We start from the raw sequence: 19,452 nt of genomic DNA, 5'->3' as shown, positions 1-19,452 counted from the left end.
CTATGAAGAGGTGATCTAAAGATGGTAACCATTAGCTTATGTATGATTGTGAAAAATGAAGAGGAAGTATTGGCGGATTGCCTTTCCTCTGTTCAAGACATTGTAGATGAAATGATCATCGTTGATACAGGATCAACAGATCGTACGAAGGAGATTGCTCACTCCTTTTCAGCACAGGTACTTGATTTCGAATGGGTTCAGCACTTTGCAAAAGCCCGCAATTTCGCTTTCTCACATGCAACGAAAGAGTATATTTTATGGCTTGATGCTGACGATGTTCTGCTTGAAGAAGACCGTCAAAAACTTCTTCATCTCAAAGAGACACTTGATCCTTCGGTGGACGCCGTCTCGATGTTTTATCATGTGGGATTCGATGAAGACGGTCAGGTGAATTTTAAATATAGAAGAAATCGCCTTGTGAAGCGTGCCTTGAACTTTCAGTGGTACGGGGCCGTACATGAGTTTCTTCAAGTGTATGGCAACATCTTTCCAGCCGATATAGCCGTCACACATCAAAAGCGCAAGAAAACAACCACTGGTGAGCCCGGGCGCAATCTTCGAATTTATGAAGACATGCTCGCAAAAGGAGAGGACATGACGCCACGTGATCTCTTTTACTTTGCCAATGAATTAAGAGATAACAGGCAGCATGTCAGGGCGATTCGTTTTTATCATGAATTTTTAGCGACAAAACAGTGCTGGATTGAGGATGAAATTCGCACATGCCAATATTTAGCCGACTGCTATTATGCGGCAGGCTTCGAGGAAGCGGCTTTATCCTCATTATTACGTTCTTTCTTATACGATCAGCCCCGTCCAGAATTTTGCTGCCGGATCGGGGATCATCTAAAAATACAAAATAAACATCAGGCAGCGATCTTTTGGTATGAGCAGGCGCTGAAGGCTCCTGAAAACGAAACAGCCTTCACACTCACACAGTATAAAACGTGGTATCCACATCTCCAGCTTTGCTATTGTTATTATCAGCTCGGCGATTTGGAAAAAGCCAAGACACATCACCTTGCCTCCTCCGCCCATTACCCCACTCATCCAAGTGTGCTGTTCAATGAAAAAATATTTGCTGAACAGACATAGATCCCCCGTCTCCACATCCGCCTTCCACCTGCCAGCGGATGTCTCTTTTTATGCACAAATTCGATTGTGATGTTTAACACTTTAGTGATTTAAAGCGTTTTTCAACCAATTGACTAAATTGTCAATTACGCATATACTAACATTCGTCTTACGAAAAGATTTATCCATTAGGAGGTCAACATGAGTTCTTTATTTCGAAAAAAGTCTCTCGACCAGCTCATGCTTGAAAGTCAAACGAAGCGGCTTAGCCGATCGTTAAATACGTTTGATTTAATCTTGCTTGGCATTGGCTGCGTGGTCGGGACTGGTATCTTTGTGATTACGGGGGTTGCGGCAGCAAAGGATGCGGGACCTGCGATTATTATATCTTTTATTTTGGCTGCGATCGCATGCGCCCTTGCTGCTTTTTGCTACGCTGAATTCTCCTCGTCCATTCCTGTGTCAGGAAGCGTCTATACGTATTCCTACGCCACACTTGGGGAATTTCTCGCCTTCTTAATGGGCTGGGATCTCATGCTTGAATATGTCATTGCGCTCTCTGCTGTAGCAAGTGGATGGTCGTCCTATTTTCAATCACTGCTCAGTGGATTCGGTCTGCACATACCGAAGGCTTTATCAGCTGCACCTGGAGCCGCTGATGGTGCCGTCTTTAACCTTCCAGGCGCACTTATTATTTTACTCATCACCTTTATCGTCTCAAGAGGCGTCAAAGAAAGCACGAAGCTGAATAACATCATTGTGTTAATCAAAATTGCCATCGTCCTTCTCTTTATCATTTCAGGCTTTGCTTACGTCAAACCTGAAAACTGGACACCCTTTATGCCGATGGGCTTTGAAGGAGTGATCGCAGGCGCGGCAACAGTCTTTTTTGCTTATCTCGGATTTGATGCGATCGCCAATGCATCTGAAGAAGTCAAAAATCCGCAAAAGGCGATGCCGATCGGCATTATCGGGGCGCTCGGTGTTTGTACCATTTTATACATCGGTGTGTCCTTTGTCTTAACCGGCATGGTTCACTATACGAAACTGAATGTCAGTGACCCTGTCGCATTTGCTCTTCAAGTCGTTGGCCTTCATAGTGTGGCAGGTATCATATCAGCCGGTGCCATTATTGGGATCACAACGGTTTTAATTGCCTTGGTCTATGCGCAGGTTCGCTTAACCTTTGCGATGAGCCGCGATGGACTCATGCCAAAAGTTTTCTCAAATGTTCATCCAAAATCGCAAACACCCGTTGCCAACACTTGGCTGACAGGTGCTGTCGCAGCATGTATCGTAGGTTTTGTGAATTTATCGACGCTTGCGAATTTAGTGAGTATCGGTACACTTGCAGCCTTTACGGTGATTTCAATTGCCGTCATTGTTTTACGGAAAAAGCACCCGAATGTCAAAGCAGCGTTTAAAGTGCCATTCGTGCCTGTTCTTCCGATTATCAGCGCGGTCATTTGTATCACACTCGCAACTACCCTTTCATGGGTGACATGGAGAGCCTTCCTTATCTGGGTGGCCATTGGTGTCGTTGTTTACTTCACCTATGCAAGACGAAAAAGTCATCTTAATGAAACACATTAGAAAAGAGACACGGGGTTTCCCGGTCTCTTTTTTTTGCTTAAATCACGCTGTTTTTGGCTGAATTTGAGTCCACCATGTCTGGATCTAACACGCTTATTACACGCCAAAGGACACTCACATCAAAAAATCCACACCACCACCGAAGCCAAAAGAAACAAAAACACCGACGGTCTCGATTCGATCAAAGCCATCTTCTTAACCCGCTCAGCTTTTAAACACAATCGGGAGCCAGAAATACACCGCAAGGACAATCGCCACAATACTGATGATATTTAACCAAAAGCCTGCCCTGACCATATCAGATATTTTCAGCACGTCCGCACTAAAGACAGCGGCGTTTGGCGGTGTGGAGATCGGCAGCATAAACGCACATGAAGAAGCCAAAGCAGCCGCAGCCATTAACCCATATGGCTCCATACCAATCGCAAGCCCAAGCCCTACCGTAATCGGAATAATCATATTGGCAACAGCTGTATTCGACATAATTTCAGTCATAAACAAAATCGCTCCCGTTAAAATGATCAACAGCACGATATACGAAAGCCCATTTAAATGCTGTAGATTTTCCCCAATCCATCCCGTTAGATTGGTTTCTGCAAAGCCCATAGCGAGCGAAAGCCCACCTCCAAACAAAAGCAAAAGCCCCCACGGCAGCTGTTTCATATCCTGCCATTCTAATATTCTCTCTCCATTTGTTGCTGGAATGAGAAATAACAGCATGGCACCGAAAATGGCGATAGACGTATCAGATACGGTGATCCCTCCAAACAAAAAGAGCTTAAAAATCCACAAAAACGCCGTCATGAGAAAAACAACAAACACCCATTTTTCCTCTTGTTTCATTTTTCCTAAATTCTCTAATCCCTTTCGAATGAACGCTACACTCATTTCACCTGTGTGCTCTACCTTGAACTGTACCTTGGTCAAATACAGAAATAAGAGAATGAGCAGAATCATCGCAACAGGAAAACCAAACAAAAACCATTCAAAAAACATAATTTCCCGATCTAGCAGTTTTTTTGACATCGCAGCAAACACCGCATTTGGCACAGATCCGACAAGTGTTGCTAGACCACCAATTGACGCTGAATACGCAACCGACAATAAGATGCTTTTACTGAATCGATCAAGAGATGGACCAGATAAGATTTCATTAGCCTTGACCTCTTTAATCACTGCAAGTGCCACTGGGAGCATCATCAGGGCTGTCGCTGCATTCGAAATCCACATAGATAAAAAAGCAGTCGCGATCATGACACCTAATACAATGCGATCACTTCTTGTGCCAATCACCCTCAAAATGTGTAAGGCCATTCTTCTATGTAAGTTCCATTTTTCAATGGCAATAGCAATCATAAATCCTCCCATGTACATAAAAACGATCGGATCTCCATAAGCCCTTGATGTCTGTTCCATAGAAAGCCCGCCAAGTGTCGGCAGTAGGATGATGGGCAATAAAGATGTTGCAGGTATGGGCAGTGCTTCTGTCACCCACCATGTTGCCGTCCAAGCCGTAATGCCCAAGACTACCCTCGCAGCATAGGTCAATTCATCTTCAGGTATGAGAAACAGAACGAGCAAGAAGAGTGTCGGTCCAAGAATAAGTCCAATTACATTCACTTTTTTATAAACGATAACAATTCCCCCCTATTGAAAGCGCTTGTCATATTTTTTCTAATTTTCCACATTCGATGATCTCTTAAGAAATCCTTTAAATCATATGAAAAAATGAAGATATCTTTCATAAAAACAGCTGTCATTTTACTCCCATTTCCAATACCATGACATGATGCCTTGGTCTATTTTCATAGGAGAAACTATACAAATCATGTGCAATCACTGTAAAATATAGAAGATCTAATCAAAAATTGAGGTGTTTTCATTGTATAAGGATCAAAGAAAATCATTTTGGAAACAGAAAAAATTCATTATTCCTCTTCTTAGCATCATCGTGATAGCAGCTGCTCTCTTTTTCTTAAAAGATACTCTTTTCTCAAAAGAAAAAGAGGCTTTAAAAGCGGCTCAATCCTTTACGAAACAATTGGAGAAGAAAGACTTTACGAAGCTGGCTGATGAGGTAACGAGTACGTCTTTGAAAGCCAATGACTTCTCAAAAAAACAACTAGCCGAAAAATATGACAATATCTTTAACGGAATTGGTGCTTATGATCTGAACATATCAAAGCTCAACGTCGAAAAACAGGACAAAGGAAATGGGTATCAATTTTCCTATGATGTGACAATGAAAACGTCTTTTGGCAAGCTGCACAAGCTTTCTTACAAGGGCGTTCTCTCAGAAGAAGATGACAAGTGGAAAGTGGACTGGAAGCCAAATCTCATCTTCCCGCAAATGGAGAAGGGAGATACTATCAAAGTCAAATCAGACCCTGCTGTCCGTGGAAACATTGTAGACCGAAAAGGGCGTACGCTGGCAGAAACAACTGGTGGAAACGCACTTGGCATCATCCCAGGTAAACTCGGGACAGGGAAAGAAAAAGAACGCAATATCAAAAAAATCAGCAAGGCATTTGATATAGATGAAGAACTAATCGACAACCAGCTGAAACAAGCATGGGTCACAGACGACACGTTTGTCCCGCTCAAATCAATGGTAGAACAGAAGCCGATTCCAAAGGATATAAAAGGCGTCACCTATCAATCGAAGGAAATGCGTTACTATCCTTATAACGAAGCCGCCGCCCATCTCACCGGCTATGTCGGAAAAGCAAATGCAGATGATATCAAAAGAAATCCGGCATTAAAAGCAGATCAAATCATCGGCAAAACCGGCCTTGAATTTACGTTTGACAAAAACTTGCGCGGACAAGATGGCGGAAGCATTCTGATCGTCCATGATGAAACAGGCATTGAAGAAACATTGCAAAAATCAGATCGAAAAGATGGAAAAACAGTGAAGCTGACCATTGATGCTTCTTTACAGAAAAAAACCTATGAACAGCTGAAAGGTGAAAAAGGAGCCGTCACCATCATGAATCCATCATCAGGGGATCTATTAGCGCTTGTCAGCACCCCTTCCTACGATGTCAATCTTATGACAAACGGGATCACACCTAAACAATATCAGGCATACAGCGAAAACCCAGACCTCCCATTCCAAGCCCGGTATGCGAGCCGGTATGCACCAGGGTCTACATTCAAAACCATTACAGCAGCCATCGGGTTGGAAACAGGTGTCACAAAGCCAAATAAAGTACGCACCATTCATGGACTGAAATGGCAAAAGGATCAATCATGGGGCAATTATCGAATTACACGGGTTCACGATAAAGAAAACGTAAATATGGTTGATGCCCTCGTGTACTCAGATAATATTTACTTCGGACAGGAAGCACTGGAAATTGGCAAAGACACCTATGAGAAAAAAGTGAAAGCATTTGGATTTGGCGAAGATTTGCACATGCCATTTACAATGAAACCAGCACAAGTATCAAACGACGGCATTCAATCGGACATCTTACTTGCTGACTCAGCATATGGCCAAGGCGAATTACTCATGTCACCGATTGAACAAGTACATGCCTATTCTCCATTTGCAACAGGAGGCAAGCTTGTCTATCCTCGAGTCGTTCAAGATGAAAAAACAGCATCACCAAAACAAATCATCAAAGAAGACTCGGCAAACACAGTGAAAGACGCGCTGACTCAGGTCGTGACCAGTCCAAACGGTACAGCTCACTCCTTACAAATTGAAGGAGCTGATATTGCCGCTAAAACAGGAACGGCAGAGCTGAAGAGCAAACAAGGGGCAACAGACGGTTCTGAAAATGGATTTTTACTTGCATTTAATCCTAAAAAAGAAGATTACGTCCTCGTCGGCATGATTGAAGGTGTGAAAAACCGCGGCGGAAGCGGACTCGTCATTCAAAAAATGAAGCCTGTGATCGCATCTTTTTATCAATAACCCTTTAGAGACACAAGCACTTGTGTCTCTTTTTTCTAAATCATGACAATTTGCTATTGTTTTATAGTTCACCTTATGAATAAAATGAGAAGAATGCAAAATAGAAAACAGTTGAATGAAAGGAGGAAGTCTCATTGGCTATTGCTGCTCGTACAAAGGATAAACCTCAAAATTCTGTCACCGGATCAACGGTTTACCCCATTTTATTGATTATTGGCATTTGCCATATGCTGAACGACACATTGCAAGCCGTTATTCCTGCGATGTTCCCTATTTTAGAACGCTCAATGGGGCTGACCTTTACACAATTAGGGCTGATTGCCTTTACATTAAATATGGTCTCCTCCGTCATGCAGCCCGCTATTGGGTGGTATACAGATAAACGGCCGATGCCTTATGCACTCCCGATTGCTTTATTTTCTAGTGCTGTCGGTATATTCGGGCTTGCGTTTGCGCCTTCCTTTGCCACCATTTTGCTTTGCGTTGTCTTTATCGGACTCGGCTCTGCAATTTTCCATCCAGAGGGCTCTCGTGTTGCCAACATGGCAGCTGGTCCAAGACGAGGACTTGCACAGTCCATCTATCAAGTAGGCGGAAATACAGGTCAAGCCTTTGCTCCGCTGATCGCTGCATTAATGCTCGTCCCTCTCGGTCAGCCAGGCGTGGCTTGGTTTACGATTGTTGGAATGATTGCTGTCGGTTTCCTTCTTTATATTTCAAGATGGTACGCAGGAAGACTTCAAACCATTCGAGCTCAAGCGAAAAAGGCTCCAGCAAAAGCTGCAAGATCTGAACTTCATCGTAAGTCAGCACTCACAGCACTTGGCATCATCGTCTTTCTCATCTTTGCCCGCTCTTGGTATGGGAATGCGATATCGAATTTCTATGCGTTTTATGCGATTGAACAATATGGATTGACGATTAAAGAATCACAGACTTATATTTTCTTATTTCTCATTCTAGGTGCAATAGGGACATTTTTAGGCGGGCCGCTTGCAGACCGCTTCGGCAAGAAAACCGTGATTTTAATTTCCTTATTGGCATCCTTTCCACTTGCCCTGCTGCTGCCATTTGCCGGACCTGTTTTTGCTTATGTTTTACTTGGACTAATTGGGGTCATTCTGACATCAAGCTTCTCTGTCACAGTCGTTTATGCTCAAGAACTATTTCCCGGGAAAATTGGCACAATGTCTGGTTTAACTGTTGGGCTTGCGTTTGGTATGGGTGCAATTGGATCAGTCGCTCTAGGCTCATTCATTGATGCCTTCGGTTTAACGCCTACCATGATCGGAGTCGCCTTTTTACCGATATTAGGCATCCTGGCCTTCTTACTACCTAGCGATCAAACCATCTCCAAATGGAATGAATCATAAAAAGGAGAAAACCGCTCAGTTATTGAGCGGTTTTTTCATATCTCATAAAAATGCGTGTCAGGAACGTGCTTCTTTGCAATAAACCCTTGCTGAAATTCTGGAAAGACCTTTTGCACCTGTTTAATTTTTTGATGAACCAAATCGGCATACGGAATATATAGATGATCCACTAGATTTTGTTCTGTCATATAGTAATACCAATTAAGATTAAAGGTATTCTCATCAATGATCGTAAAGGCAGAAAAATGATAGAACAAGAGTGGACATTCGTCGAGATACATATCCCCTTTCACAACTGAAAACTTGTAGTTTTCAATATTCCAAATGGCGGCATTGGCTCCTTTAGATGTCACCACATGGACCCCTTCAAAATCATCGATCCATCTTTCAACATACCGCTGATCTCCATAAGTCTTATTTTCTGTATCCATTTCTACTGTACAGTGTGCAAGACAGTTTTCCTTCCATTGTGTGACCGCCTGTTTGGCAACGTCTGTGTTGCGGCAGCCGACAAATCCAGTATTAAAGCGGCCAGACAACTCATAAAAGTGATAGAACCGCTTGGAATTCATATGATCCGTCAAAAATAAATGAGCGAGCGGATTCTCTGCAAATACCGCCTCTGGATCATGATAAAAATACAAATCCGTATCCAAATGGGCGAGATAATCCGCTTCTGAGGACTCAAGGATTTTGAGCAGAAAAGCAGGCTTTAACGTCCAGCAATACTCATGGAACGTCCGATCATCTTTTGCCTTTCGCAGCGTGTCATCTTCAATGTCTTCAAGCTGTTCATATTGAACGTGCGGATGAGGGAATTCACTTAACACCTTGTAAGCCAAAGGGTCCGCACATAAAACCGACAACTTGAATGAATGGGCGGTTTGTTCAAGCGAATGAATCAGCGCCAAAAGCTTAAAAATATGGGTATTCGACACAATGGTTGTAAAATGATAAGACGCCATCTATAACACATCCACTTGAAACAAATCAACGCGTAATAGCTCTTTCGTCAGCCCTTGAATGGCTTCTACAAGCACTGTGCAGCCATATTCCTGCCGTGCAAGCTGCGCTGCTTCTGACAGCTTTTTCAAAGGGACATGCTTTGCTGTCAGCTGATCTTTTTTATCGCGTTTGATGCCTACATTCCGCTCTGTGATCAAATGAAGCAGCTCTAAAAAATAAGAAAGCAGACCATCGAATGCCGGATTTTCACGCAGCTGCCGGACCTCTTTCACAATGTCATTTGTGACGGTGTGAGAAAATGGACCAGAGAAAGCCAAATGGACATCAATGGCATCAATATTGTTGTACTTCTCGCACATATACAAAATGTTATATTTGATGTCATCAAATGACGTTAAATTACTTGGATGCTCCTGATGCACACTCATGATATCCTCTCGCAATTCAAACGAGAGACCAAGCTGATGCAGACGAATTCCTAAATCATAATCCTCAAACCCGTACCGAACGATATTTTCATCAAACATCCCGAGTGCCATGACATGCTTACGTTTGACAGAGGAGTTATTCGTAATAAAAAATCGCCACGGCAGCTCATAAGAGCCTAAATCATAGTTATACGTGCGCAAAATGTCTTTGAGAATATCAATAAACTCAGACTGCAAATCGAAGCTTTTCTCTAGAAATCCACCATTTTCAACTTCCTTCATTGATAAAAGAGGCGTTTTATCTTTCATTTTCCGCTTATACAAGCCTTGCTTTTTCAACCGATTGATATGATCCTGATCAAATGCTTCGTAAAAATAACGATAAATCCGCTTCCAGCATACACCACAAATCACAAGGTCCTCATGAACAGCATGTGCCTCCGCATGCTTTTGAATAAATTGCGGCTCTGCCAGCATATCGCTGTCATGGAATATCAGCAGGTCTCCCTCCGCCTCGCGAATGGCATGATTGCGACCCTTGGCAATCCCTTGATTGACAGGAATACGTACCTTTTTAAACGGGAAATTCACCTCAATGTTCTCAAGCATTTCCATCGTGCCGTCCGTTGACCCATTATCAGCGACAATCACCTCAAATGGAATATCCGTATCCTGAAGCGTTAAGGAAAAAAGACTCCCTTCTAAACGCTCTTTGGCATTATAGCTTGGAATAATGACGCTTACCTTTGGCTTCTCATTCATGCGTCATCCCCCTCCAATTTGGCATAGCCGTTAAACAGCGGATCGACCTTCTCAACAGATTCAATCACATGGCGCAGCACGTTTCGATAGGCTTCTTGGAAAAACGGCAGATCATTTCTCCCTTTTTCATGAATTTGCTGCATCTCATCCTTGCTCACGATGCGAAAGCCGCTGAAATGATAGCAAATGAGCGGATGCCCATCGTCCAGCAAAATACGTCCATTCTCTTCCCGATAAGAATGCTGCCCATAGTTCCAATGACCAATATTCACGCCTTTTGTTTGAATATCTTCCACTTTTTCAAACAGCTTCGGCATATGATCCAAATATCCTTGATCGCCAAACTTGCCTTCTCCCGGCGCATTTTTGCATTCCTTCAAGCATTCTTCTTTCCACCAACTGAGGCATTTCCGGCCGGCTTCATCTCCTTTAAAATACAGGAAGCCTGAGTTATATCGTCCTAAAAGCTTCTGAAGCATCTTCACTTCCTCAGGATCGAAGCTCGGAATCACAATATCCCCTCTCGAGAGTAAAACAGAGGCATCCGGCTGATGTTGAAAAATCGCTTTCGGGCTCTCATAAAAAAATAAATCCGCATCAAGATAGGTTACGCCCTCTGCCTGCTCCTGTTCAAATAACCACTCAATCCAAATCGGCTTTAATGTCCAGCAATATTCCGAGGCATCCCGTTCCTCTTTTTTCTCCAGCAGCTCCGGCGTTTCGAGCTCCCGTACATGAACAAGATCGACATGAGGAAAATTCATTTGATGAAGCAGATCAAATGCAGCATCATCCATACATAACGTCTTGATGACAGCATCATCTTCTACTTGCTTCAATGATAAGAAAAACGCAATGGCTTGATAAAGTCTTCCACTTGATAGAACCGTACAATATATGCTGTTCATCTACTTACACCTCTATTTTTGAAAGAATTCGCGGTACCATTCAATCGTCTTCTCTAAACCTTCATCAATGGAATAGTCAGGCTTCCAATCAAGCAGCTTTCTCGCCTTTTCTGCCGACAAATATTGATGCTTAATCTCATGCGTTCCTTGGTTTAAAATACGCGGCTTCAGTTCACTGCCCATTGCCTTTAAAATCTTATCCACGAGCTCAAGCACCGTCAGCTGAATTTCATTACTAAAATTAAAAGCTTCTCCAGCGAGCCCTTTTTCCTCCATCTTCTCAGCTAGCAGCAAATAAGCCTTGACCGCATCTTCAATGTAGAAATAATCACGAATAAATGTCCCATCACTTCTAATTTCAGGTGCCTTTCCTTCTAGCACAAGCTGGATGGTTTGCGGAATGATTCTGTTGAAATTTAAATCCCCGCCCCCGTATAAATTGCCGCAGCGTGTAATACAAACCGGAAGACCATATGTGTTGTAATACGTGTGAGAAATTAAATCTGCACAGCTCTTCGATACATCATACGGATGTTTCCCATTTAACGGCATATCTTCATCGTATGGAAGCTGCTCCTGATCGCCGTATGCTTTGTCACTTGATGCAACGATGACTCGTTTAATCAGCGGCTGTCTTCTGCAAGCCTCCAGTACATTCCATGTCCCTAAAATATTGGCTTCAAATGTAGAAACAGGGTGTCTATTTGCGACCCCAACAATGGCCTGCGCCGCCAAATGGAAGACAGTATCAATTTCGTATTCTCCTAACGCACGTTCAATCGTTTGCATATCCTCCAATGCACCTTGCACCACATTCATCTTTTCGAATTGACTGCCTTGATATAAATTCGATCGAGGCACCTGATCACGCACAAGTCCAGTTACGTTTGCACCTTGATCAATCAATTCCTTGACGAGATAGCTTCCCAATAGTCCTGTACATCCAGTCACAAATACGTTTTTCCCATTCCAAAATCCGCTCATGCCGTCACCAAACCTTCCATGGTTGTTTTCCATTTGTCCACATGCCATTGATTTCCTTCAGGTTCTTATACGTATCGATCGCTGTCCAAAATCCGTGGTGTTCATAAACCGCAAGCTCTCCATCATTCGCCAGATTTTGAAGAGGCTCCGCTTCAAACACGCATTGATCATCGTCTGTCAAATAGTCAAATACCTTTGGAGACAACACAAAAAATCCTCCATTGATCATCCCGATACTGTCTGTCTTCTCAGAGAAGGATTGTGCCATCCCGTTATATACCTTCAACGTCCCGTACTGTGACTTCTTTTCAATTCCTGTGACAGTCGCAGCAGCCCCAAGATCCTGATGACGCTTCAGCAGATGAAACATATTGATATTGGCAAGTCCATCACCATACGTCATCATGAATGTCTCATCCCCAATGTAGTCCTGTGCCTGCTTTAACCGTCCGCCTGTCATCGTCTCCTCACCCGTATCTAAAAAGGTGATTTTCCAGTTCTCTAACTTTCCTAAAAGCTTCATTTCTCCTGTTGCCATATCCAGCTGCATGCTGTAATGCCGCCAGTCGTAGTTCAGAAAATATTCTTTGATCTTCTCTCCTTTATATCCAAGCAATAAGATAAACTCATCTACTCCGTAATACTGATAGATTTTCATAATATGCCATAGAATAGGCCGATCTCCGATCATAGCAAGTGGTTTAGGAAGCGCTTGTGTGACCTCACTCATTCTCGTTCCCTTTCCTCCGCAGAGAATGACTGCTTTCATCTTCTCCCCTCATCTCTCTATGAAAATTTTTGATTGAAAACCTTATCTTTATGCGGAAAATCAGTACATGTACCCTCAGACTTTGTCCGACATCAGGTTTTGAATCTACTCTATTCATATGTCGAAATGAGAGATGGTGCCACCTAGCATTTAACTATTTTTACAAATAAAAAAAGAGCGAGATTTGTATTCTCGCTCTTTCAAAGTTTAAATTGTATATTATCAGGGTAGATGGTATGATAAACATGTGCATCATCAGCACAAACAGCCTCTTTTTATAAAGAGACTACTAGATGGAATGAATTCAAGTGGCAGCTTGCTTCATTCTCAATATGAATCACGGAGGTGAATTCCCATGGCACAAAACGTACTTTGTGAAGTGAACTCTTGCCGTTTTTGGGCTGATAACAGCTGTACTGCTTCTACCATTAAAATTGGTAAAAACACAATGACTGATGTGACTCGCAATGCCGAAACTGATTGCGAAACATTTGAAACAAAATAAGTTGTTTTTCTGAGATGAAGGAACTGGCAGGTTCCTTCTTTTCTTTTATCATTCTATCAAGAATGATAATTATTATCAAGTGTTTTTCACTAAACATTTCTCGGGAAATAATGACACGATATTTCTCCATTCGTTGACGATTTTCACTCCTTTTTCTATACTCAACATATCCGAAGAAGAAAAAGTGGTGACCAATCAATGGATTTTACGATACGTTTTCTATCATTCTTTGTCGTAGAAATCGAAGGCAAAGATGAACAAGCAAATAAACGGTTCAAGCATTATCAAACATTAGATCAAGAGGAATTTGAACAAAGTGAGCTGAAGGACTTTTTAGATGGTGAGCTAAAAAAAATCGTCAAACGAAAAGTGGACAGACACCCTAAATCAGAACAAGTACCGACCAAAATTGGCCGATTCATTGTCGAACCCGGTCATGAACTCGATTCAAATCCAAACTACAATTTATTTCATCAGACGAGATTTGCCGATACAAAAGAAGTATTTAATGAATGCAGCGAACAGTTTGTTCGCACGTATTTAGATACAAGTGCTGTCAGAGGCGGCGTTTTTTTAGTTGCGTCTGCCGTCCCTAAAAAGTACTTCGATGACTCCTTTGTCTTTATTATGAAATGCGATTTTGAACAGAAAGTGGCTTCTATCGCTGATACATCTACCTTGATCAAAAAAGTCGAAATGGCCATTACAACAAAAAACATGAAATCGATTCAATACCCGTTTATGCCAGAAGAGGGCATGACAGAGGAAGCCGAAGTGAAAATTCACCAATCCTCACATGCGCGTTATTTTGAGGACTTTCTGAAATTCGTCGAATACGGGGAATCTATGCCTGAAATCATGAAATCACAGGTCATGAATATGGTGCAGGAACAAGTATTTGAAACATTACAGGATGAAAGTGAAGAATTAAAGCAGTTCGAAGAGGATCTTGAAATATGGGAAGCGAGTGAAAAACGAGAAATTAGAGAAACACTCGATACAGAACAGGTCACACTAGCAGCTTCTCACATTGTGGAACAAACCCCTGATATCACAATGAAAATGCGTCTAGGTGAAACTGAAATCAAAGGACTTCTCGCGGACTTTGGCCACTCGATCCATATTGCGAAGGTCAACAATCGATATGTCTTGCTCGTTGAAGCAGACCAAATCGTCTTCGAAAAAGGAAGCACACCTGTTGAATTCCATAAACCAAATGGATTAAAAGAGGTGGTCAGCCACCTGACGCAAAAAGCCTACGATTCAGACATAGAATAAGAGAATATGACTGCCTCCTGCGATCAGCTGCATGAGGCAGTTTTTTTATATAACGCTTCATTTTTTACACTGCACCAGAAGAAACATGCAGCTGCCCGCCTCTTGCCCACATGCTGACAAGCATTAAGCTTATGATGAGCATCAGCCAAAAGACACTGTTTGTTCCGAAAAACTGAATCAACGTATATCCGCACAAAGGCCCTAAAGCAGCACCCATATCTTGAACAAAAGAATAGCTTGCGAGAAAGCGGTTCTTATCTGTTTGAGCAGAGGCTTTTTGAAAGGCAAGTGTATCGGTGAACGTTGTTACAATCGTTGCCAGCAGCTGAATCAAAAGCAGCATCAATAGGAACCAGCCGCTTACCTTCAGCATGACCCCAAGAAAACTGAGCCCTCCAAATGAAAGAAACATCCAGCTTAGCATTCGTTCCTTCATCACAAGCCGATCAAACCATTTGCCTGTTCTCGGTGCGACAAATGGTTCCCACCCCCACCTGATTGCTTGAATGACACCGCTTAAAGCCGAAGCTCCGATGACAAAGCCAAATAGAGCAAATTCATCCTGATCGATCTTTGCTTCAATGACATGACTCAGCGTGGATGCGAATAAACCTTGTATAATAAGTGCGACCAGCATGCCTGTTATCAGTACTTTTACAACATCTCGTGCAAACCACTTCTGTTTGATGCCATGATACATCTGCGTGCCTTCTCTCTTTTCAATTTCATCCAAAGATACATAAAAAACGCACCCTATCAATGTGAGTAAACCAAAGACAAGCGTCATGGACTGGAAGCCGAACAAGCTGGCGAAAATCCCGCCAAATAACATACCAAATAAACTGCCAAGCCGGTAAAGCCCATTATAAAGACCCGTCAAATGTCCTTGTGAGCCTTCGTCCATTTCAGCCAAAACCCTCATCCCGCTCATACGGAGTAACGTCCAAGCAAGCCCCCATGCGCAGCGGCAGATCAGCAGCAGCCAAAAACCACTCATCCCATATAATGCCGTGGTCACTGACGCGATCAAAATCGCCATTAATACACCGGTCTTCATTGGGATATAGCGATAGAGCCACCAAACGACAGGCGCTAGCGGAATGCGAATGAATCGGTTGATGGACAGCAGTAACCCGACCTCCCAAATAGATGATAAACCAATCTCTTTCCAATAGACTGGAAGAACAATATAGAGCATTGAATCCCCAATAAGTGCAAATGCTGTGATGAGCGATATTGACACAACTTGCTTTTGACGATGATCCATTTTCCCTTCCCCCTTCGCTATCTTTACGATAAGGGATGCTTTATAATAAATCTAATGAATGTTTTTGATTAAACCATTAAAATAATTGATAGGTGGTGCAAAGTTGAATTTACATGCCCTTCGGATTTTTGCAAAGGTCGCAGAGACTAAAAGCGTCACACAAACAGCAGACGCACTATCTTTGACACAGCCAGCTGTGACGGCTCAGCTTAGAAGCATTGAACGAGAGATCGGTTTTCGCCTTTTTAAACGAAACGGCCGAGGAATTGCGCTCACAGAAATGGGAAAGATGCTGTATCCTTATGCCCGGCAAGTGTTCGAGGCTGAAAAGGAAGTAGAATATCAGATCACACTATTACAAAACGGGAAAAAGGGACGCCTCCGCATCGCTTCTACCTACGTACCACTCAACTTTTTACTGCCTGATTGGCTCGCTGCTTTTAAATCGTCTTCACCACAGACAGAAATTGAATTAAAAAGCGGAAACTCCGCTCAAGTGATAGACAGCCTGCTTCAATATGAATCAGATGTGGCCATCGCTGTAATTGAAGATTTGGATCATGAGGAGATCGTTACCTCCCATTTGACGAATTTAAGCTATGATTTTATTGTGCCAGCAGACCATCCGTTAAACGGAAAAACCGTCCCGCTAGAGCGCCTGAGCCTGGAGCCTTTTTTAATGCGTGAAGAAGGCAGCTCCACAAGAGATAAGCTCTTTTCCCTTTTCACCTCGAAAGGAATTAAAAAACCGACTGTTGATTTACAATTCAGCGGTGTTCATGAAGCGATTCAAATGATCAAAGCTGGCTATGGGATCACACTTGTTCCCCGTGATGCGGTTCAAGGCAGTCTCAAGCGGAAAGAGATTGGGCGCGTATATATCGAAGGCATAGAAATCGTCAGACCCGTTGTTATCTGCAAACGGGCGAATGATCTTGAAGAAAATAGAACAGTGGATGCCTTTCTGCAAATGAAAGATATCGGTCCATTTAAGGCGCCTGCTGCAAATTAAAAAAGTGCCTGCATAAGAAACAGGCACTTTTTTTCTATTCGGCTGGTTGAACAATGTCATACGGTACAGCCTTTGAGGCTTTCACTAATTGTTCTGGTGTGATGAGGATTTCATTTCCCCATTCGCCTGCTCCAACGCCTAATACCTCTTCCTCTAATAACGAAGCTTCGATGATGGTGCGGAAGCCTTCTGGCTGCCAGCAAAATGGCGGTATCGAGCCAATTCGGTAGCCCGTCACTTCCAGAACCTTCTCTGGTGATGCCATTTTAATATTACGGGAGCCGGCCGCTTTCTTTAGTTTCCCTGATTTAATATGCTGGTCTGCGCCAACCATCACAAGCAGCTGCTCCCCTTCCCCTGTTTCAAAAATCAATGTTTTGATCATTTGTCTTTCACGAAAACCAAGGGCTGCTGCTACATTTGCTGCTCCCTTCTCTGTTTCGGAAGAAAATGCTTTGATCTCATATGGGATGCTGTGCTGATTCAAGAATTCATGTGCCGGTAGTACTTTCATTGATTTGAACCCCTTTCCTTGCGATGTCTTTCATTTAGCTTATCACAATCCTCTCATCCTTAAGATGTATTTTTCAATGAAAAGCCTCTAGGTCCTTCATCACCATGCTATACTGAACTTGTTTTTGAAAAGGAGCCGGTTGGATATGGGAAACAAGTTTTGGTATTATACAGGCAGTAAAAGCCTTCTCATGCTAAGTGATATTCTATTTGTGATGACGATCACGTTTGTGATCTATCAAGATACACAATCTGTTGCGTATGCGGCTTTATTTCCGCTAATAAGAACATTATGCCAGCTATTAGCTGGGCTCATCTCTCCTGTTTTGGCAGATCACTTTCAAGCGGGCCGGCTGTTGAAATGGGTCCCGCTTTTACGTCTTGTGATGCTCATCGTGTTTACATCCCAATTTCATTTCTTTCAGCAGCATATGGTCTGGCTGTTTGGTGCGCTTATTCTCATTTCCATCACAGGTGGAGTCATTAGTCCTTTATTACAGGCCATCATGCCGATGCTTGTGCCAGCAAATCAGCTTGTGAAAGCGAACAGTACAGCCTCCATTTTTCATCAAACGGTGCAAATCGCCGGTTATTCGTTTACTGGAATGCTCGTCCTGTTGATTGGTCCTTTTTATTTAATGTGGATTACTTGTTTCATGATTGTGTTGTCTTATTTGTTTTTCATCCCTGTTTTTCCTCTTCTCAAGCAAGAAGACACGGTTCGAAAAGCAAATAAGATGAACAGTTTCAAGGATGGCTGGGCGATTATTTGGACAAATAAAACGATTCGCACTCTGACCTTTATGGATGTTTGTGAAAATATGGCGGGCGCTGTGTGGATCGGGGCGATTACCCTTGCCTTTGTCACCCATGATTTAAACGAAAGTGAGGAATGGTGGGGTTTTATCAACGCCGCTTATTATACAGGCGCCATTCTAGGCGGGCTCTTGGCTACGTGGATAAGCCGGTTGATTCAAAAGCAGCTTCTTCTCTTTATGGCAGCTGGTTCATTCATTTATGCAGTGCTGACTATTGTCTTTTCACTGAATAGCCTGCCGTGGCTTGCTTTGCTGCTTTGCATTTTGATGGGGCCTGCTTATCAAATTCGAGATGTTTCGCAGCAAACCATTCTTCAAACGGAAACGCCCGTCCGAGATTTATCAAAGGTGTACTCGGCTCATTACGTCCTTTCTTCTGTATCTGTCGGTTTATCTATTTTCTTTGTTGGATTGATTGCAGATGCATTCGGAGCGAGGACTGTGTATTTGCTAGGCGGTTTGTTTGTGCTCATCTGTTCGGGGATTGCCATCCTCGCTTTTATGAGACAGAAAAAAAAGAGCGGCTGATTCATGCAGCGGCTCTTTTACTTTTTCTTTAACATCGCGAACATGTCACGAGCCATCGCTTCTAAAATATACACAACTGGCGTCTGTGTCGTAATATTGGCTCTGTGAACCCGTTCGTCTGTCACGTAATAAGCAATATTTAAATCGGAAATGCGCGAAATCGTACAGTGCTGATTGTTTGTAATACTAATGATTTTGCTTCCTTCTCTTTTTAACTTCGAAATATGATCAATCGTAATACGGTTCTCCCCTGATACAGACAGCACAATGGTGACACTATTGTCTAAATACTGCATATTCATCGGGAAAAACGGATCATTGATGTAAAATGAAAATTTCTCAAGACTCGAAAAATACCTCGCCCCATACTGTGCCAAAATACCAGAGCTGCCAGTTCCGATAAACAGCACATTTTTTGCATCGGCAATGAGCCTTGCTGCCTCCTTAATTTTCCCTTCAAAGTCCCCTTTCAGTGTGCGTTCAATAAATTCATATAGAAAGTGCTGTGTGCTTTTTAAAGTAGGAGTTTGCTCTGATTCTAAATACATTTTGAGTTTCACTTTAAACTCTGAAAAGCCTTCACAATTCACTTTTCGGCAAAAGCGAAGGACTGACGAGGTGGAAATATGGGCAGCATCTGCTAAATCCCGAATTCTCATATACACGACCTTTTCACTGTTTTCCATGATGTATCGGTATAAAGCGCTTTCTAGTTCATTAAAGCTGGAAATGACCTCACTTGAAAACATCTG

At 42.7% G+C, this 19,452-nt stretch carries 17 protein-coding genes; 8 read left to right on the top strand and 9 right to left on the bottom strand.

Annotation, left to right across the window (positions count from 1 at the left end; translation table 11 throughout):
- Positions 1–21 precede the first annotated feature (21 nt).
- Positions 22–1,095, top strand: a complete 1,074-nt coding sequence (locus tag ACP7A0_RS12845; RefSeq protein ID WP_106048675.1) for a tetratricopeptide repeat-containing glycosyltransferase family 2 protein — start codon at positions 22–24, stop codon at positions 1,093–1,095.
- A 180-nt stretch (positions 1,096–1,275) separates the two neighbouring features.
- Positions 1,276–2,667, top strand: coding sequence for an amino acid permease (locus ACP7A0_RS12840; protein WP_060595736.1), 1,392 nt, complete (start codon positions 1,276–1,278; stop codon positions 2,665–2,667).
- A gap of 204 nt (positions 2,668–2,871) precedes the next feature.
- On the opposite strand, the gene ACP7A0_RS12835 is transcribed toward ACP7A0_RS12840, so the two are convergent.
- Positions 2,872–4,287, bottom strand: a complete 1,416-nt coding sequence (locus tag ACP7A0_RS12835) for an SLC13 family permease (protein ID WP_426005404.1) — start codon at positions 4,285–4,287, stop codon at positions 2,872–2,874.
- 262 nt (positions 4,288–4,549) lie between these two features.
- On the opposite strand from ACP7A0_RS12835, the gene ACP7A0_RS12830 reads away from it, so the two are divergent.
- The gene (locus ACP7A0_RS12830; RefSeq protein WP_375567043.1) at positions 4,550–6,589 is read left to right on the top strand and encodes a penicillin-binding transpeptidase domain-containing protein; all 2,040 of its coding nucleotides are present in this window, start codon (positions 4,550–4,552) and stop codon (positions 6,587–6,589) included.
- Between the two features lie 134 nt (positions 6,590–6,723).
- Positions 6,724–7,962 carry an MFS transporter gene (locus ACP7A0_RS12825; RefSeq protein ID WP_375567041.1) on the top strand — a complete coding sequence of 413 codons (1,239 nt, stop codon included), beginning with the start codon at positions 6,724–6,726 and terminating at the stop codon, positions 7,960–7,962.
- 35 nt (positions 7,963–7,997) lie between these two features.
- Here ACP7A0_RS12825 and ACP7A0_RS12820 read toward each other — a convergent pair whose 3' ends face one another.
- Genes ACP7A0_RS12820 through rfbF form a run of 5 tightly spaced genes read right to left on the bottom strand, consistent with a single transcriptional unit; the run spans position 7,998 to position 12,779 of the window.
- Complete coding sequence (locus ACP7A0_RS12820) at positions 7,998–8,927, bottom strand: putative nucleotide-diphospho-sugar transferase (protein ID WP_106037192.1); 930 nt, start codon at positions 8,925–8,927, stop codon at positions 7,998–8,000.
- Positions 8,928–10,118, bottom strand: coding sequence for a glycosyltransferase family 2 protein (locus ACP7A0_RS12815; protein WP_060595732.1), 1,191 nt, complete (start codon positions 10,116–10,118; stop codon positions 8,928–8,930).
- The gene (locus ACP7A0_RS12810) at positions 10,115–11,026 is read right to left on the bottom strand and encodes a putative nucleotide-diphospho-sugar transferase (RefSeq protein WP_060595731.1); all 912 of its coding nucleotides are present in this window, start codon (positions 11,024–11,026) and stop codon (positions 10,115–10,117) included. Before ACP7A0_RS12810 ends, ACP7A0_RS12815 begins: the two co-directional genes overlap by 4 nt.
- Before the next feature lie 12 nt (positions 11,027–11,038).
- Positions 11,039–12,010, bottom strand: a complete 972-nt coding sequence (locus tag ACP7A0_RS12805) for a GDP-mannose 4,6-dehydratase (protein ID WP_025092661.1) — start codon at positions 12,008–12,010, stop codon at positions 11,039–11,041.
- A gap of 4 nt (positions 12,011–12,014) precedes the next feature.
- On the bottom strand, positions 12,015–12,779 hold the full coding sequence (gene rfbF, locus ACP7A0_RS12800; protein WP_426005401.1) for a glucose-1-phosphate cytidylyltransferase: 765 nt from the start codon (positions 12,777–12,779) through the stop codon (positions 12,015–12,017).
- Between the two features lie 355 nt (positions 12,780–13,134).
- Between rfbF and ACP7A0_RS12795 the strand changes: the two genes are divergently transcribed.
- Together ACP7A0_RS12795 and ACP7A0_RS12790 are read left to right on the top strand one after the other, a co-directional pair.
- Positions 13,135–13,284, top strand: a complete 150-nt coding sequence (locus tag ACP7A0_RS12795; protein WP_003213883.1) for a DUF1540 domain-containing protein — start codon at positions 13,135–13,137, stop codon at positions 13,282–13,284.
- Positions 13,285–13,482: 198 nt separating this feature from the next.
- On the top strand, positions 13,483–14,562 hold the full coding sequence (locus ACP7A0_RS12790; RefSeq protein WP_106031362.1) for a DUF3900 domain-containing protein: 1,080 nt from the start codon (positions 13,483–13,485) through the stop codon (positions 14,560–14,562).
- A 64-nt stretch (positions 14,563–14,626) separates the two neighbouring features.
- On the opposite strand, the gene ACP7A0_RS12785 is transcribed toward ACP7A0_RS12790, so the two are convergent.
- The gene (locus ACP7A0_RS12785) at positions 14,627–15,829 is read right to left on the bottom strand and encodes an MFS transporter (RefSeq protein WP_060595728.1); all 1,203 of its coding nucleotides are present in this window, start codon (positions 15,827–15,829) and stop codon (positions 14,627–14,629) included.
- 103 nt (positions 15,830–15,932) lie between these two features.
- Here ACP7A0_RS12785 and ACP7A0_RS12780 point away from each other — a divergent pair, with 103 nt between their 5' ends.
- Positions 15,933–16,841: a LysR family transcriptional regulator gene (locus ACP7A0_RS12780; protein ID WP_034664581.1), complete on the top strand. Its 909-nt coding sequence runs from the start codon at positions 15,933–15,935 to the stop codon at positions 16,839–16,841.
- Between the two features lie 34 nt (positions 16,842–16,875).
- Here the strand turns inward: ACP7A0_RS12780 and ACP7A0_RS12775 are convergent, their stop codons facing one another.
- Positions 16,876–17,355: an aminoacyl-tRNA deacylase gene (locus ACP7A0_RS12775; RefSeq protein ID WP_060595726.1), complete on the bottom strand. Its 480-nt coding sequence runs from the start codon at positions 17,353–17,355 to the stop codon at positions 16,876–16,878.
- A gap of 145 nt (positions 17,356–17,500) precedes the next feature.
- On the opposite strand from ACP7A0_RS12775, the gene ACP7A0_RS12770 reads away from it, so the two are divergent.
- Positions 17,501–18,700: an MFS transporter gene (locus ACP7A0_RS12770; RefSeq protein WP_375567037.1), complete on the top strand. Its 1,200-nt coding sequence runs from the start codon at positions 17,501–17,503 to the stop codon at positions 18,698–18,700.
- 17 nt (positions 18,701–18,717) lie between these two features.
- On the opposite strand, the gene ACP7A0_RS12765 is transcribed toward ACP7A0_RS12770, so the two are convergent.
- Complete coding sequence (locus tag ACP7A0_RS12765) at positions 18,718–19,449, bottom strand: MurR/RpiR family transcriptional regulator (protein WP_060595724.1); 732 nt, start codon at positions 19,447–19,449, stop codon at positions 18,718–18,720.
- Positions 19,450–19,452 lie beyond the last annotated feature (3 nt).

Origin of the sequence: Bacillus sp. DWP3-1, from assembly GCF_049896565.1 — a bacterium.
Classification (GTDB): Bacteria; Bacillota; Bacilli; order Bacillales; family Bacillaceae; genus Bacillus.
Note: the sequence above shows the minus strand (reverse complement) of the source record. Positions and strands in the feature narration are given on the sequence as shown.